Raw genomic sequence first — 16325 nt, forward strand, 5'->3', positions numbered from 1 at the left:
AAGGGCAGCCTTATCTAACCACCTCCCCGGTCAGGTGAAGATGCGATTAGAACAGGCCGGACCGCTATTCAAGGATCACCAGGAATCCCAAGTAGAATTTTGGCATTCCCTCCCCTTGCTGTACATACGGAAAATATGAATAGCTTCCATTTACTCTTTATCCCTCGGGACAAAGAACCTATTCAAAAGTATAAGTTATAACAGCAAAAAGCCCTCCAACCGACAGGCAGAGGGCTTACAAACCGAAAAAAAATGTTAAGACTCACTCCCCATCTACCGTGGGTTCAACTGCGAGCTCAGAACAAGCAGGTTTCCTGGCTCAAGGTCATTGCCTTACTATGCCTTCCCATTCGGCACTTAACCCAATACTGACATTTTGGTTAAACTGCATACTGCCATACGAAGCAATTTACTTTCATAACCCTTAAGTTAATACAAGGTTAATTGCCGAACAGTGGCTCAATATAGCAAGGCTACCTTTCACAGTGGCGGGACCGCGCCAGATTCCCACTGGCTTCCCTCTCGGCTTTGCATTTTCAGCAAAGCACTTGCTCCAAAGCTATTCTGTTTTCCCTAATTATACCAAAGACATAAGGTTTTAGCAATACCTTATAAAACTTTATTCAGTCACCAGTCGCCAGCAGCTAATGCCGTCAAAAGTACAGTCTTCGTAAAACAGTACGCCGGTACTGAATAAGTTTCGACCTCCTAACCTAAACTAACAGGGAATTAAAATATAAGGAGGTGTACTCTGGTTAATTTGGCCCAGAGGCTACATGAGAAACAATTCGGGTAAATCTAAGCCGCACAAAAAAAGCGGTGAATTACTGCAAGGAAAAGCCAAAGGCAAGGTAGGAAACACGAGACAATTGGATGCTTTGAAGCAAGAGGTGGCGGAAATCGGGTTGAACTCCAAAATAGAGATGGACCGGGAAAGAGGAGCTACCTCTCTTTTGAAAAACCTGAAAGCCAATAAAACAACAAAATAGTAAGCTGGGGAATCCTCCCCAGCTCAGGCTGTCGACAAACTATTATCAGCCAGCATGTATTATGGAGCGGGACTGGTTTCCACAGCCGTCGGCAGCTATGCTGCCGGTAACGGCGTAGGAGCTTGTCCAGAGCGAAATAATACATGCTGGCTTAGTCTACAAGCTGAATTGGGGAATATCCTCCCCAGCTTTCTTTATATGCCCAGGTGTTTCCTTCGCTCCATGATGAAGTTTTCAATGCCGTCTGCCACTTGGACCGGGTCGTCGCCCAGAGCCACCCTGCCGCCGGTTATCTCAACCAAATCTTCAGTCAAGAGCTTCACCAGTTCCGGGGCTCCGGTGACCGGTGGGGTCGGTGAAAGGTGGGTATACAACCCGAAGGCCAAAGCAAAAATTCCATCAATAGTCGCTTTTTGCTCCATGTATTGGGGAGCAGTCACCGCCACCGGCAAATCAGCCGTATCCACATCTAATGCTTTGGCAAGCTCACTTACCAGAACAGCTATGCGACCGGTGTCGGTACACGTACCAAAGCTCAATACCGGTGGAATGTTCAGGGCGCGGCAAACTTCTTGCAACCCCTTTCCAGCCCATTCTATTGCCTCCAAGCTGGTAAAGCCGGCAACTTCCAGCGCCTGATTGCCGCATCCTCCCGAAATCACGCAGATGTCTCTTTTGATCAGTTCCCTGGTTAACTCGGTAGTCATGTAATCATGGGGACCGTTGGCCAAAGTAGTGCAGTTAACAAGTCCCACCGCACCCTTCACTTTTCCTTCGGCAATTACCCTAACCAGAGGTTGGATAGTGCCTCCCAGAGCTTTCAAGATGGCTTCAACGCCAAAACCGGAATACCCCTTTTGAATTCTTTGGGGCACTCTGGGCTCTACCTTACCTTTGCGCTTTTTGAAATTTTCAATAGCTGCCAAAAGCATATCCCTGGCCTGACCCTCTACCTCTTGCGGCTTATAATCATAATGCTTCTCCACGCCTGGCACCCGTACCAGCCTGGTGGTTGACGCCAGGGTTACCTGATATTTCTCTTGGTAAGGAGCAAGGTAAGGGGGCGAGCAGTTTTCACTCATGCCAAAGAAATCAACAGCCCCTGTAGCCAGTAAAGGCTCAATGGCAAGCCAGTTTCCTGTCAAACCTCTAAATACCTCATCTACCTCGAAACGCTGCACTATTTCCTGGCCGCTCTCAATAGAACCAATAACTCTCAGTCCCTTAGCACCGGCTTGCCTTGCTTCTTCCTGGATTTCAGGATCATGGGCTTTCATCACCAGGGCTGCCCCGGTGAATGGTTCATGCCCGTTAAACACCACATTGACATAATCGGGATCTAAAATACCCAGGTCGTACTGCACTTCGTGGGGATATGGAGATCCTAAAATGATGTCAATGGCCCACTGCCCGGTCAGTTGGGCCCCGTAAATACATGCAATTCCGAGGCGCAGTGCTTTACGGGCCAAAGAAACATAATCGCCATCCACATTGGTAAGACAGCTTGCCGCTGTGTCTTTAATCTCATGCAAGGGACCTGATGGATACAGGGCAAGCTTTCTCCAGAGTTCAACCCTTTGCCGCGGGGCAAATACGTCAATCACTTTGGAGGGCTCATCATAGCCGCGGTGCAGTTCCCAATGCAGAAAATCCGCCAATCTTATTGCCACGTCATTCACCGAACCGGAAGTGTCCAGTTCCAACTGTTTGGCAAAGTGATACATTTTTTCTGTATCTTTGATTTTGTAGGGGGTCTGTCCTAAGGCGGTTGCCTTTAAAGTCCTGATTGCTTCGTAAGCCTGGTAGGAATAAGTAGATGTACCCATGACATTGCGCAAGAGCATATCCCTCATTGCCATGGCGTTACGGTCTATGCCGCAAACCCCCAGTACCGCCTCGGCCTTATCAGAAATCCGGCAAGGGCCGTTAGTGCACAGTTGACAGCTGACCCCGGCAACACAAAAGTTGCAGCGAATTTTTTCCTGGGGCGAGAACCTGTCAAAAGTGTTTGATATTTTGTCCTCTTTCAAGCGCTCATACATTTCCTGAACGGAAGGATGTACACTGACTTTTTCCGTGGTAAATTTCATCAGATCACCTCTCTAGTTTTTTCGAGGTTAGTATTTCCACTAGCCTGCAAAAAATGCTGGAATCGGTGACAAAAAAAGAGGGAAGCTGTATGCTTCCCTCAGACCGTCGACAAAGTATTATTAGCCCTCGCACAATTGTAACCCTTGTACCGCTGCTCCAAAGACTATCGCCAAGAGCGCTGGCCTGCTCAGGCTCTATGCAAGCCTTATGCACGACCGCATAAGGGCGACTAGACTTCTGCCGGCCCTAAAGGACTGGAATTTCTATGCATTATGAAACATAATGCTAGAAATTCTGGCGCGCTCACGCTTGGCACAAGCCAAGTCTTCTTTACGTTTGACTTCCAGCGGCACGCGGTGACGCGACTTCCTATCGCTCCACCGCTCTCGCGGCGTCCGTGCCGCTCGTCCGCTTCCAGTCAAACTCTTCGCAGAGCGCTCTAAGGCTTGTCATAATGTCGCAGCTACACACAATGGATTACAATTTTTGCATTTGTCTACAAGCTGAGGGAAGCCGTAAACTCCCCTCTCCTAATCATACTTCTAAACAAGTAATAACAAGCTACATCTGCTGAGCAACAAAATTTTTCAAGGGCTTATAAAGCACTCCCACTACCACAACAGAAATCACCAATTCGGGCAACAGGTAAGCGCCGTTATACAGGATTGAATAAACCCAAGGATTCATGCCGGGAGGAGCGTAGGATGCCCAGATAATTACCCCCGAAAGCACATGGGAAACGAAGCGGCCGAAAACAGCCAAAACTACTCCGGCAAAAGCCCCGGCATAGTTTTTTCTGGCCAAGCCGGCCAACCCCAGGAGCCCGAATGCTACCACATAATCGAGTAAAATTGAGAGTATATGGTAAGAATATTTTGGTCCCAGGATAAACTGGAGCGCCCCGTAAACCGCTCCGGCAAACAAACCAGGCCCGAGTCCCCACCTGAGGGCATAAATCATCACCGGCACCATGCTCCCTGCCGTTACAGACCCCCCGTAAGGGGCTTCGAAAATTTTTACATAGCTCAAAATTTGAGCTAAAGCAATTAATACTCCTGCCTCTACCATCGCTTTAGTCGACAGTTTCCCCATAAGATACCTCCTACAAATAAAAAAATGCTGCACTGGATAATGCAGCATTGTAAGTAGCTATAGTTTCCCTACGCTGGCATTACCCAGATCAGGTTCACGGGTCGTGAGTATCAGTAGGAACTCCCTCTCAGCCGGACTCATCCAGCACCCCTCACCTATGCAGTTCTAGACATATTTTACCATAAAGCTTTGTATTCTTCAATTATATTTTTATCTTTGTCGTGTTTATCTTTGTTATCAATAATCTTAATTCTTAATTCCCATATTCACAGGGAATCAGGCTAACGTACTCATCCAGCTTGGCATCGGAAAGGCAGGCTTCGATGATCTGCCGGCCAACGGGATGCAACTCAGATGTCAGGAAATGTTGCAATTCCCGCTTAAAGAAATCAGTCAGTATTTTGGCTCCGGCTTGGTAACCTTCCTCCCCTACCTCCGGCTGCAGGTCAACCTGGAGGAACACTTTGGGCAGGTAGGTCCCGTCAATCTTCAGCGAATCCAGAGCATATCCCAAGAGAGGGCATTTGGCGGGAGTCAATTGTTCTTTCCTGAATTTGGAACTGCCGCGCCGGGCAATATACTCCCTGGCCATCCATTCAGCCATAAAGCCCACTCTAAAGACACCTATATACTGGTTGGGAATCAAAATGTACCTGGTGCTTGGTGTATCCATAATTTGCTCCAGCAGGAGATTGGCCTGGTCCACCATTTTCCCGGTGGCAAAAGGCCAGTAAGAACCTACCCCTTCGCTGGTCATGCCCTCTGTATCAGTAATGCTGGGGTTGGAATGTCCCCTGGGGGCAACCAGCCTCCACAGCCAGGCGAGGCTAGGCGGCAGTACATGGAACAAGCCGATAATGCCGTAGTTCGGATTATCCCTGGTGCTGGGCGGGGTCCTTACCCCGAAACTGCGAATGTTGACTTCCACCGGTTCATTGACAGTGTTCGGGAAAAACCTCCTAGGAACAATGACCCTGGGGTTTGGGCAGGGTTTCCCCGGTTCATCCAGGGTGTGCTCCCAGATCAAGCAGGTCGAACCCGGTGCAGCGTCAATATTTAAAAAGATCAAAGGAGCAGGCGGGTGGATAGTTAATTCCTCAATTTGGGGATCAGTACCGTACTTTTTAATATGGTCAACCCTGATAAACCAGCCCGCTTCGGCATCGGTTACAACCAGCCGCTTTTTGCCGTCCTGCAGCCCTGGAGGACATAACGCCATGTCATCGGTCACAGGCTGCAGTTCAGAGCTGTCTGAAATTTCCAGGTAATGCCTTTCCCTGGTCACAATATTTTCTCCCAGCAGCACCTTACCGTCGGCTTCCCGGTGAAACTGCTGGAGCATCTCGCTCTTACCGCCGCCGCTGGCCCCTTCATGCATTATGGTAAAAATATTTTCGTAGGGAGTGATAACTTTAACGGTGGATCCATGCAGAGTAACCCAGCCTTCTGTTTCCCCGATGTTTAACAGCACGCCGTAAATGCCTTTTTTGGCGCTTGGCCCCGGATAGAGATTATAGGAGAAAAGCTCATGGATGTTTTCTCTCCTGTTATGCACCACCACCTGCTTATTGTCGAAATGGGTGTGGCGGAAAGGCGGCGCCACACAGACGATAGCTTTCGGGGTGAATTCAGGAGGGATACGGTCGGGAGACAAAAACTCCTGTAAATCAGCCAAAGCCGCTGCAAAAAAGCCGGCATTGGCGGGAGCAACCAAAAGGGCCGGGTACCCTAAGGTTGAGCCCCCTGCCATAAAAGGCAGCACAATCAGGGGTTGCTGCTCCAGCCACTCAAAAGTTGCCGTGCGCAGCGGTTTGAAATCCTGACCGAAACGGTCTTTGTACCTCTCTTTATCCGTCTCCCCTTTGTCAGCAACAACCATGCAATCAGGATCTCTTCTTCTCATGTAAATATCGGTATAATTTACGGCTATGCCGTTCTTGCAGCGGGTAACGGTAGCTTCTACAATTCGCCCGATACCTGGGATGTCGTAAGCAACCTCATAAAAGTCCTTTCCTTTATTGCCTAGGGCCAGCTCCAGCAATTCTTCCCTGCTCCCGGGGATAATTACCTCGGTATTTTGTAAAATGTGCAGCAAATCCGGAGGCAACTTAAATTTAGCAAACATCTCTGTCATCTGTTCCTCTCCTCTCAGTACAAACCTACGCTGTACTTTTTTATTGAAAAAGCCAATAATAATAAGTACAGGCACTCATTATCATTGGCCTAAAAACTCTGATTTACCTGACAAAAACCGGCTAGCTAAGTTTATAAATTTTTATTATCATAACAAATCAGAGCATATCTTGCAATCCATTCCCGTTAAGTATACTGCATTACAGGCTGGAAATGCTCCTATGGGTTATTTAAAAATTCAACTTTCGCAGAAACAAAAAGCTAATTTTTCCTTGAAACACTGGTTGAGCAGTCTGCCGACTTGATGTGCTTGCAAAAAATAGTTCGTTGTTTAATGTAGATACAAAAAAAGATAGGTTGAGAGTCCATAATCTCAACCTATCTTCAAAAAAAATTTACGTTTCAACGCAAGACCCTCTAAATCAGTCCTTGGCGGGTCCTGGGCCACCGGAAAATCAAGTTCAATATTGCAGTGCTACTTTATTGCAGCAATGGCGAAAGTCTTCTCTTCAATATCAGACGGATCCACTTTTATTCTTGCTACTCCAGAATCCATTGCAGCCTGGGCCACAGCGGCAGCCACTTTAGGAGCAATTCGCTTATCAAAGGGATCGGGCATAACAAATTCTTCGCACAGTTCCTTATCGCTTACCAGCCCTGCAATAGCATGGGCTGCAGCTAGCTTCATTTCTTCGTTGATATCTTTGGCACGAACGTCCAAAGCTCCCCTGAATATGCCGGGGAAAGCCAAGGAATTATTAACCTGGTTGGGAAAATCGGATCGCCCGGTACAAACCACCCTGGCTCCTGCAGCTTTTGCAATGTCAGGCAGAATTTCAGGTATAGGGTTAGCCATAGCCATGATTATAGGAGCCTTAGCCATTGATTTTACCATATCCTGATTAAGGACATTACCTGTAGAGAGTCCGATAAACACATCAGCCCCAACTAATACTTCAGCTAGACTTCCCTTAACCTTTTGCTTATTAGTAAATTGACTAATCTCTTCCTTCTCTTTATTCATTCCCTCTGGCCGCCCGGCGTAGATCGCACCAAGGCGGTCACAAAGTATAGCATCCTTGACACCACTCTTCAACAGCAACTTGAGCACAGCAATTCCGGCGGCACCTGCGCCATTAATTACTACCTTAACTTCATCAATTTTTTTGCCAACTAGTTTCACCGAGTTTAACATGGCTGCCAGGGTAACTACGGCTGTGCCATGCTGGTCATCATGAAAGATTGGTATATTACACTCCTCTTTTAATCTGCGTTCGATTTCAAAACAATTCGGCGCTGCTATATCTTCTAAATTTATGCCGCCAAAAGTAGGCTCTAACATTTTTACAGCCTGCACTACTTCTTCTACTTCCCTAGCCCGTATACAAATCGGAAATGCATCTATTCCTGCAAACGTTTTAAATAATACGGATTTTCCTTCCATAACCGGCATGGCAGCCTCAGGGCCAATGTCACCCAAACCTAAAACAGCAGTGCCATTGCTGACTACAGCAACCATATTTCCTTTGTTAGTATAATCGTAAACTTTATCTACATCTGCATGGATTTCTTTACAAGGTTCTGCCACACCAGGCGTATAAGCCAAGCTCAATTCATACCCATTAGTAATTTGAACTTTCGGTTGGACCGTAATTTTCCCAGTATTCCTTTGATGTAGTTCTAATGCTTCTTCCCGTAAACCCATTGTAAGCCCCCCAAAATAATTTGGTTAATGCAAAAATCAAACCATTGCCCTTGGCAACGTCGAACCTCCATAGGGCATGGCCAGTACAGTGGCAAATTCCCCCAGCTTGGCAAATGCAGCATCCAATGCTGCCTGTGCAGAGGGCTGGGGCGTCAAGAAGATGCTTTTTACCAAAGAATCAGGCAGCTCGGACACCAGATAGATATCCGCTTTTTCCAAGACCATTGCTATGGCTGCGGCTTTGTGTCCACCCAATTGGAAATCACGACCGATTCGCTCGATCATAGAATGAGCATCGGGGGATTGTGTCATCCACTGTTCAAAAGTATGCTCCCCAAGCCCCTCCTTACAAGAACCAATTAATATAATCACGCCCCCATCTTTCACCGCATGCTTTGCGTTATCCAATGCCTTTTGGGTCTGATATAGGTTCAAATCCTTGGGGGCCCCTCCCTGGGACACCAACACGATATCCGCTCGCTCAGGTATCTCTTTGAGATATAGTTTATCCAAAAAAGCGCAGCCCTCTCGATGCGCCTGCACTGGATGACCGGCTACGGCTTTGATGATTCTTTTATGTTCATCCAGCACGACGTTGAGTATGAAGTCTATTTTACAAATGGTCGCAGCCTCTTCGATATCCTCTCGCACTGGATTTCCCTCCAGCCTGCCGGCGCAAGCCATTGGGTGCACCATAAGGCTGTGGTTCGATTGGATGGCCGCACGGGTAGACACACCGGGCATGATGGCCTTGGCTCCACCGCTATATCCTGCAAAATAATGGTACTCAATGTTGCCCAGACAAATGCGCCTGTCGGCCTCCGCCACCACCCGCACAATATCCACAGGGGTGCCGCGGGACGTAACGCCCAGATGCACGCAGTCCGTTGGATCCCCGTCAATGCAAGCAATTTGGGAGAATACCGACTCCCCGGCAAGCTTCCTCCGCTCTTCCTCGGTATGCATCCTGTGGCTGCCCAGGGCAAACACCAGCGTCACGTCCTCCGGTTTCACCCCGGCCTGGTCCAGTTCGTCAAGCAAAGCCGGCATCACCGCAGAGGTGGGCATGGGCCGGGTAATATCGCTGGTGACAATCACAACCTTTTCCCCGGGCCTAACGATTTCCCGGAGACGCGGCAGGCCGATGGGATGCTCCAGCGCATACTTGATGGCTGCCTCGCCTGTATGGGTATATTGTACATGATTCGGTGTGAGCACGCCCAGCAGGTTCTGTTCTGGCACCTCTACCGTTTGCTTCCCTGTACCAAACCCAAATTCCAACTTCATAGGCATCTCTCCGCCGGAAATTTTTTGGCCCCATTGCGCAGCGCTTTGACCACAGGCAACTCCTCGCCCGTAAGAAAGCGGATGAGAGCACCGCCCCCTGTGCAAATATAGGACATTTTATCGGACAAACCGAACTTGGCCGTGGCCGTAATGCTATCACCGCCTCCCACCACGGTGTAGGCCTGTGTGCTGCCCAGGGCTTCCCAGACAATCTTTGTTCCCAGCTCTGTGGGTTCCTGCTCAAAAATGCCCATGGGGCCGTTGACGAACACAGTCTTGGCAGAGAGGATGGTGTTTGCGTACTCTGCAGCAGTCCCGCTGCCGATATCTGTTATGGCTGCATCCATAGGGATGTTCCCCATGGCCGCCTCATAACGCTTGCCCTGTTGCACGTAAGCCACATCCCTTGGCAGCATTATGTATTGACCGTATTCTTCATATAAGGCCTTCGCTTTTTCTATATACTCGCCGTAGTTGGACTTCAGAATAAAGTCCAGGCTGCCTGAACCTATTTCTTCTCCCCGGGCCGCCAGCAGGATGTTGGCCACAAGTCCGCCCGTCAGCACCTTGTCGGCCACACCCCCTTTTAGCACCGTTTCCATCATGAGAAAAGCGTCTGCAATTTTAGCCCCTCCCAAAACGAAGATGCAGGGGTGTGCCGGGCTTTCCATCAGCTCTGAAATAACGCAATACTCTTGTTCGAATAATCTGCCCATAGCTGAGGGCAACAACTGCTCAAAACCACACAGGGAAGGCTGGTCCCGGTGCGCTGCCGCAAAGGCGTCGCACACGTAGAGATCGGCCAGGGGTGCCAGTTTTTGCACCAGCAGCGTTTGGGACTGCTGTTCATGGGTCAGGCAGAGCTTCAACTCAAAAAGCGTTTGCTCCTCGGCCAGAAAACGTACGTTATCCAGGAGCAGAATCTCCCCCTCCGCAAGGCATTCTATTTTTGCCCGCGCAGCAGGGCCGCACACATCGTCGATGAACTGCACCTCACGGCCCAAAAGCTCTGTGAGCACCTGAGCATGGGGCCGGGTGGTATAAAAATTATTGTATTCGATATCGCTACCCTGGTGAGCCAGCAGTACCACCTTGGCCCCTTTATCCGCTAGTTCCTTGACGGTGGGTACACAAGCCTTGATTCTAGTAATATTTTTCAGCGTACCGGTTACCTTGTCCACCGGCTGATTGATGTCCACCCGACATAGCACGGTCTTGCCTTGCACATTAAAATCATCAATCGTATTGATACCAAAGCGCATGGCCTTCACCTCACCTTATTTCCACGACCGATGCCCAAATATTTGTTGGTTTCAGCAGTACCCGTCTCCCTAGTCAACTGCATCTTGCACGCCGCGCGAATTGCATCTATAGTTTCGGGAATGGTAACGCTCTCCTGAGGAATGTTAATGGCATACATAATATCATTGCCGCTTTCCACGATGCTTTCTTCCCACAAGGCGATTTCATACATATCACCTCTGGGATTGCCTAAATCTCTGGCATAGCGGAAGAGGGAGGCATTGCCCAGGAACCCGTCAGCTATACGGACCATGCGGATGCGGTCGTGCCTGCTGAATGCCTCTATAGCCATTTCCTTGGTTATCTTCTGCTTGCCGCTAGCCAGCACAGTGATAATGTGGCCATGGGTCACAGGGGTATGTACCAGTATGCCGGTAGCTTCAATATGGGGCATGATAGTCATCAAATCTACCGCCTGATGGCTGGGAGCTTTGTCAATCTGCAAGGCATTAGTAAGACCGCGATGGTAGTCGCCGGGATCCGCCACCCTGCGGATGATGGTGATAGCCACCTTCTCAATGCCGTAGGCGCGGTCCAGACAATCCACTGAACGAATCAAACCGGTGGTATTGCAAGAGGTCAGCTTAAGGTAGTCAGCGCCAACGCCCTTTTCGTAATTGGCATATCCATGGAAAAATACGTCCGCAACGGTGTTCTTCTCGCCACCTTGAAATACGGCCTTCACACCCTTTTTCTCGTACAGTTCCTTATTCTTGGCCCCTACGCCACCGGGTGAACTGTCCAACATGATGTCAACTTTTTCAACCAGCTCTTCAAATGTGCCGGATACGGGAATCTCCAAGGCATCAAAACGTCCTCTATCAGCTCCCTCCACCAAGTACAAATCATAGGGCATGCCCTTTTCCTTAAGCGCACGAATTGACAAGGTAGGAGCAAGGTCCGCAATGCCCACCAGTTCCATATCGCCTTGCAATGCTACGCCGTCAGCCAAGCGCTGTCCTATGACCCCGTATCCTGCTACACCTACTTTGATTTTTTTCATGTTATTGAACCTCCCTCTTCTCCCATATATTTTTAACCTTTGGCATACTATGACAACACAGACCTTCAACGTCGTGGGCCGCCTCCATAATCACTTCGCTCACAGTCGGATGGGGATGGATCGTGGCGGCCAATTCCTCAATGGTGCCCTCACATTTCATAGCCACGCAAAGCTCCGCAATCATATCCGTTGCCCGAGGGGCAAAGAGCTGTGCGCCTAATATCTCACCAGTTGCTTCATCAGTTACCAGCTTTACTATCCCGCTTTTTGCACCCATGATCATGGCCTTACCGTTTCCGGCCACGTTAAAGGTACCGCACTGCACAGCCTTGCCCGCTTCCTTGGCCTTTTCCTCCGTCATTCCTACAAAGGCAATCTCTGGAGAGGTATAAATGCAGGCGGGTACTATGGAGTAATCTATCTTTTCGTCCTTGCCCGCACAGTTGGCTGCGGCAACAAGACCCTGGGCAGTTGCCACATGGGCCAGCTGCATCTTGCCGGTGATGTCGCCAATTGCATAAATGTTGGGGATATTAGTGCGCAGCCGATCATCTACTTCCACGAAAGAACGGGCCATCCTCACACCAAGAGCCTCTAGACCGATTCCTGCAGTCATGGGTTTCCTGCCTACACTGATTACGCAGCATGCGCCTGTGGCTGATTTAACCTGTCCGCTTTGCTCGTAGTTAACTTTTATTGTTTTACCCCCCTGGAGAGAGGTAACTCTGGCAGAGGTGACAAGCTCTACCCCTTTCTTCTGCAAGATCTGTGACAGCATCCTGACGATATCCCTGTCCACACCGGGCAAGATGGAAGGCATCATCTCGATGACCGTTACCTTCTTGCCCAGTGCGGCAAACAGCGTTGCGAATTCCATGCCGATAACCCCACCACCAATGATAACAAAGGAGTCAGGACACTCTGTCATGGCCAGCACCTCGTCACTGGTAATGATATTCTCACCGTCGATTCCTGGAATAGGCGGTCGTGCGGGTGCGGAACCGGTTGCCAAGATGATCTTCTCAGCATTTACCAAGTTACCATTTACATTGATAGTATGCGGGTCCTGCAATACTCCGAAGCCTTTGATTACCGTAACCCCATGGGCTTTTTCCAAGCTCGCGATCCCCGCCCGCAACTTAGCAACGATGGTATCCTTGCGCCGCGCCAGTGCTGCGTAATTAAAGCTAATCCCTCCGGTAAAAACCCCATGCTCCATGGACTCCAGGGCGGATTCGTAGAGCTCGGCACAGTGCAACAGGGCTTTGGTAGGGATGCAGCCCCGGTTGAGGCAGGTGCCACCTAACTCATCTGCCTCGATTAACACGGTTTTCAGACCATACTGCGCACAACGTATAGCCGCAACATAGCCGCCTGGCCCACCGCCCAGCACTGCCACATCATATTTTTCCATAGTTCTATCCTCCTAGATCAAAAGACCGGGACTTTCCAGCAAGGTTTTAATCCGTTTTAGAAATTGGGCCGCCGGTGCGCCGTCCACTGCCCTATGGTCATAGGTCAGGGAAAGCTGCATCATGGGCTTGACTAAAATGCTGTCATCCTCCTGCACTACCGCCTGCTTGCTGATTTTGCCTACAGCCAGTATTCCCACCTCAGGCGGATTGATTATGGCGGTAAAGCTGTCCACATCGAACATGCCCAAATTGGTGACTGTAAAGGTACCCCCGGTATAGTCTTCCGGCTGGAGCGCGCCGCTCTTGGCTTTTTGGGCAAGCTGAGCGGTAACCGCTGCAATTTGCGGCAAGGTCATCAAGTCGGCATCGCGGATTACAGGCACGATTAGGCCGCTATCCACTGCCACTGCCATGCCAATATGCACATATTCCTTTTGAATGATAGCCTGCTCAGTAAAAGAAGCGTTCATCATAGGGAACTCGGTCAGAGCTTTTGCCACACAGCGGATCACTATATCGTTATAGCTGACCTTGATGCCTGCTGCCTTTAGTTGCTCCCGCAGCCCCGTGGCCTGGGTCATATCCACACTCATGCGGTGGTTGGCCTGAGCCATGATTTGCAGACTCTCGTGCATGCGGGTGGCAATGACCTTGCGCATGCTGGAGAGCGGAATGACTTTTTCACCGCGTTCCACAGCACTTCCGGACTGGCTGAGCTTAGCCCTTACGTCCTCCAGTCTAATCTTGCCACGGGAACCGCTACCGGAAACAGCAGCAAGCTCTATACCTTCCAAAGCTGCCACCTTTTTGGCCAAGGGCGTTGCCTTGGGCTCCACCGCTGCTGCAGGAGGTACATAACTCAATACGTCCCTTTCAATGATCAGCCCCTCGGGGCCGGTACCCGGCACAAGCCTGTAATCCAAGTTCCTCTCCTCTGCCCTGAGCCTGGCACGGGGAGTGGAGAAGATGCGCTTACCTTCTGTAGCTGCCACGGCTTCCTTTGCAACAGGCGGGATAACAACAGCCCCCTCTGCTGCCTCGCTGCCACCGGAAGCCGCACCTTCGTCCAAAAGAGAGCTGTAATCTTCACCCGGCTCGCCTATGATGGCGATGGTTTCGGTAATGGGCACCACATCCCCTTCACCGCGAATGATCTTCAGCAGCGTGCCGCTGTGGGTAGCGTCTATGGTGATGGTCAATTTGTCCGTTTCCATTTCAAAGAGAGGCTGACCCTCGGTAACGGTGCCGCCCTCCTCTACCAGCCACCGGGTGATAGTGCCTTCTGTCATCTGGAGGCCTTGCTTAGGCATAATTACTTTCACTGCCATGGAAATGTCCCTCCCCTTTTTTACTTGTAGAGAGTTGCTTTAGAGGCTTTGATGATATCTTCCACTTGGGGCGTTGCAGCATTCTCCAAGCCAAGATTGAAGGGCAAGGGGCATGCCTTGGCACCTAAGCGGATAGGTGCTGCGTCCAAATAGGGGAATACGCGCTCAGTAATTTCGGCGGCAATCTCTGCACCCCAGCCAGCGGTACGGTGAGCTTCATGTACCACTACCAGTCTGCCAGTCTTTTTCACGGAGTTCACGATGGTTTCTATATCCAAAGGAACCAGGGTACGGGGATCGATTACCTCGGCGCTGATTCCTTCCTTTTCCAGCTCAGCTGCTGCTTGCAGCGCCCGACTTACATAGAGCAGGTTGGCCACAATGGTAACATCCTTGCCCTCCCTTTTTACATCGGCCCGACCGAAGGGGATGATAAAATCAGGATCGTCGGGCACTTCAAACTTCAGCGGGTATAGTGCTTTATGTTCAAAGAAAATCACGGGATTATCGTCCCGTATGGCAGCACGCAGCAGTCCAGCTGCATCGGCTCCGGTAGAAGGGCAAGCCACTTTCAAGCCGGGGATATGCATAAAGATGGTCTCCACGCTCTGGGAATGAGTGGCTGCGTTGCCGCGCCCAATACCCTGCTGCCCCCTGATAACCAGAGGAATACGGGCCTTACCACCAAACACGTAACGGGTCTTTGCCGCCTGGTTGAGCAGCTGGTCCATGGCTACAAAGGTAAAATCCATATACATCAGCTCCACGATGGGCCGCATGCCGGCACAAGCCGCACCAACTCCGGCGCCTACAATGCCCGCCTCGGATATGGGGGTGTTGCGTACCCGTTCAGTCCCAAACTCCTTGTACAAATCGCGGGTGCAGCCGAATACGCCACCCAGCGTTTCGATATCCTCGCCCATGATAAATACCCGTTCATCCCTGCGCATTTCCTCGGCGATGACGTCCCTGATTGCTGTCGCGTAAGTTTTGATGCTCATGCTACTGCACCCCCTCATAAAATACATCTTCCATTAAAGTTGCGGGGTCCGGCTCAGGGCTGTTCAAAGCAAATTCTGCCGCATCGTCAGCTTCCTGTATGGCTGCCCGCTCGATTTCATCCAACTCCTCCGGAGTAAAGTCTCCCTCTTGCAGCATCCGCTCCCGCATCCGCCGGATAGGATCATTCTCCTGCTTCCACTTCTCTACTTCTTCTCTAGTGCGATAGGGTTGTGGATCCCCCGTCCAGTGTCCAAGATGGCGATAAGTTTTACACTCAATGAGAGTAGGACCTTCCCCTGCTTTCGCCCTTATAATAGCTTGCTCCGCCACCTCATAGATGGCATAGACATCGTTGCCGTCCACCGTAAACCCCGGTATGTTGTACCCCGTACCCCGCACGCTGATATCCCCTACCGAGGTTGACTGCCAGGTAGGAACCGAAATGCCAAAGCCATTATTTTCGCAGACATAGATCACAGGCAGTTTCCAGACCCCTGCCAGGTTCAAGGACTCATGGAAGGTTCCCTGGTTGGAAGCGCCATCCCCGAAGAAAGATACTGCCACCTGATCCGTGCCCCGGAGCTTTGCCGCCAGTGCCGCCCCTGTGGCAATAGGAATGCCTCCGCCCACGATGGCGTTTGCACCAAGGTTGCCCTTGGTGAAATCTGCAATGTGCATGGAGCCGGAGCGACCCTTGCAATAGCCTGTAGCTTTGCCCATGAGCTCCGCCATGGCCTTATCCATCCTTGCCCCCTTAGCTATACAGTGGCCGTGGCCGCGGTGTGTGCTTGTGATATAGTCCTCGTCCCGTAACAGGGAGCAGAGGGTGGCTGCCACCGCTTCCTCACCAACATACAGGTGTACAGAGCCCCTCAGTTTATCTTGCTCAAAAAGGCTTTGTACCTTGAGTTCAAAGTAGCGGATCCGGTTCATAGTTTCATAGATCCAACGTTTGCGTTCCTTGGAAATCATCTGGCT

At 50.4% G+C, this 16325-nt stretch carries 12 protein-coding genes and 2 riboswitches; of the genes, 1 reads left to right on the forward strand and 11 read right to left on the reverse strand.

Annotated elements, in window-relative coordinates; translation table 11 throughout:
* Positions 1-287: 287 nt before the first annotated feature.
* Positions 288-567: riboswitch (cobalamin riboswitch) on the reverse strand.
* Between the two features lie 209 nt (positions 568-776).
* Positions 777-989 carry a hypothetical protein gene (locus EYS13_RS09580; protein WP_227762078.1) on the forward strand — a complete coding sequence of 71 codons (213 nt, stop codon included), beginning with the start codon at positions 777-779 and terminating at the stop codon, positions 987-989.
* 194 nt (positions 990-1183) lie between these two features.
* Here EYS13_RS09580 and cooS read toward each other — a convergent pair whose 3' ends face one another.
* From cooS to EYS13_RS09635, 11 genes are all read right to left on the reverse strand, one after another.
* Positions 1184-3079 carry an anaerobic carbon-monoxide dehydrogenase catalytic subunit gene (gene cooS, locus EYS13_RS09585; RefSeq protein ID WP_227762080.1) on the reverse strand — a complete coding sequence of 632 codons (1896 nt, stop codon included), beginning with the start codon at positions 3077-3079 and terminating at the stop codon, positions 1184-1186.
* A gap of 562 nt (positions 3080-3641) precedes the next feature.
* The gene (thiT, locus tag EYS13_RS09590; protein WP_227762081.1) at positions 3642-4172 is read right to left on the reverse strand and encodes an energy-coupled thiamine transporter ThiT; all 531 of its coding nucleotides are present in this window, start codon (positions 4170-4172) and stop codon (positions 3642-3644) included.
* A 48-nt stretch (positions 4173-4220) separates the two neighbouring features.
* Positions 4221-4334: riboswitch (TPP riboswitch) on the reverse strand.
* 91 nt (positions 4335-4425) lie between these two features.
* Positions 4426-6306 (reverse strand): DUF4914 family protein, encoded by a 1881-nt coding sequence (locus EYS13_RS09595; RefSeq protein WP_227762083.1) that lies wholly within the window; start codon positions 6304-6306, stop codon positions 4426-4428.
* Positions 6307-6780: 474 nt separating this feature from the next.
* Positions 6781-8010, reverse strand: coding sequence for an NAD(P)-dependent malic enzyme (locus EYS13_RS09600; RefSeq protein WP_227762087.1), 1230 nt, complete (start codon positions 8008-8010; stop codon positions 6781-6783).
* A 36-nt stretch (positions 8011-8046) separates the two neighbouring features.
* Positions 8047-9297, reverse strand: coding sequence for a nickel-dependent malate racemase, LarAH6 family (gene larAH6, locus EYS13_RS09605; RefSeq protein WP_227762088.1), 1251 nt, complete (start codon positions 9295-9297; stop codon positions 8047-8049).
* Complete coding sequence (locus EYS13_RS09610; protein WP_227762089.1) at positions 9294-10559, reverse strand: phosphoglycerate kinase; 1266 nt, start codon at positions 10557-10559, stop codon at positions 9294-9296. The genes larAH6 and EYS13_RS09610 overlap by 4 nt, the downstream gene beginning before the upstream one ends.
* Positions 10560-10564: 5 nt before the next feature.
* On the reverse strand, positions 10565-11602 hold the full coding sequence (locus EYS13_RS09615; protein WP_227762090.1) for a type II glyceraldehyde-3-phosphate dehydrogenase: 1038 nt from the start codon (positions 11600-11602) through the stop codon (positions 10565-10567).
* A gap of 1 nt (position 11603) precedes the next feature.
* Positions 11604-13016 carry a dihydrolipoyl dehydrogenase gene (gene lpdA / locus EYS13_RS09620; protein ID WP_227762091.1) on the reverse strand — a complete coding sequence of 471 codons (1413 nt, stop codon included), beginning with the start codon at positions 13014-13016 and terminating at the stop codon, positions 11604-11606.
* 12 nt (positions 13017-13028) lie between these two features.
* Entirely contained in the window at positions 13029-14345 is a 1317-nt protein-coding gene (locus EYS13_RS09625) for a dihydrolipoamide acetyltransferase family protein (RefSeq protein ID WP_227762092.1), read from the reverse strand.
* A 20-nt stretch (positions 14346-14365) separates the two neighbouring features.
* Complete coding sequence (locus EYS13_RS09630) at positions 14366-15346, reverse strand: alpha-ketoacid dehydrogenase subunit beta (RefSeq protein WP_227762093.1); 981 nt, start codon at positions 15344-15346, stop codon at positions 14366-14368.
* Position 15347: 1 nt separating this feature from the next.
* Positions 15348-16319: a thiamine pyrophosphate-dependent dehydrogenase E1 component subunit alpha gene (locus EYS13_RS09635; RefSeq protein WP_227762094.1), complete on the reverse strand. Its 972-nt coding sequence runs from the start codon at positions 16317-16319 to the stop codon at positions 15348-15350.
* Positions 16320-16325 lie beyond the last annotated feature (6 nt).

Origin of the sequence: Zhaonella formicivorans (assembly GCF_004353525.1) — a bacterium.
Classification (GTDB): Bacteria; Bacillota; DUOV01; order DUOV01; family Zhaonellaceae; genus Zhaonella; species Zhaonella formicivorans.

Coding starts and splice junctions, on each gene's coding strand:
- EYS13_RS09600 (WP_227762087.1), bottom strand. CDS start 8,010: ATGGGTTTACGGGAAGAAGCATTAGAACTACATCAAAGGAATACTGGG.
- thiT (WP_227762081.1), bottom strand. CDS start 4,172: ATGGGGAAACTGTCGACTAAAGCGATGGTAGAGGCAGGAGTATTAATT.
- EYS13_RS09610 (WP_227762089.1), bottom strand. CDS start 10,559: ATGCGCTTTGGTATCAATACGATTGATGATTTTAATGTGCAAGGCAAG.
- larAH6 (WP_227762088.1), bottom strand. CDS start 9,297: ATGAAGTTGGAATTTGGGTTTGGTACAGGGAAGCAAACGGTAGAGGTG.
- EYS13_RS09625 (WP_227762092.1), bottom strand. CDS start 14,345: ATGGCAGTGAAAGTAATTATGCCTAAGCAAGGCCTCCAGATGACAGAA.
- lpdA (WP_227762091.1), bottom strand. CDS start 13,016: ATGGAAAAATATGATGTGGCAGTGCTGGGCGGTGGGCCAGGCGGCTAT.
- EYS13_RS09595 (WP_227762083.1), bottom strand. CDS start 6,306: ATGACAGAGATGTTTGCTAAATTTAAGTTGCCTCCGGATTTGCTGCAC.
- cooS (WP_227762080.1), bottom strand. CDS start 3,079: ATGAAATTTACCACGGAAAAAGTCAGTGTACATCCTTCCGTTCAGGAA.
- EYS13_RS09630 (WP_227762093.1), bottom strand. CDS start 15,346: ATGAGCATCAAAACTTACGCGACAGCAATCAGGGACGTCATCGCCGAG.
- EYS13_RS09580 (WP_227762078.1), top strand. CDS start 777: ATGAGAAACAATTCGGGTAAATCTAAGCCGCACAAAAAAAGCGGTGAA.
- EYS13_RS09635 (WP_227762094.1), bottom strand. CDS start 16,319: ATGATTTCCAAGGAACGCAAACGTTGGATCTATGAAACTATGAACCGG.
- EYS13_RS09615 (WP_227762090.1), bottom strand. CDS start 11,602: ATGAAAAAAATCAAAGTAGGTGTAGCAGGATACGGGGTCATAGGACAG.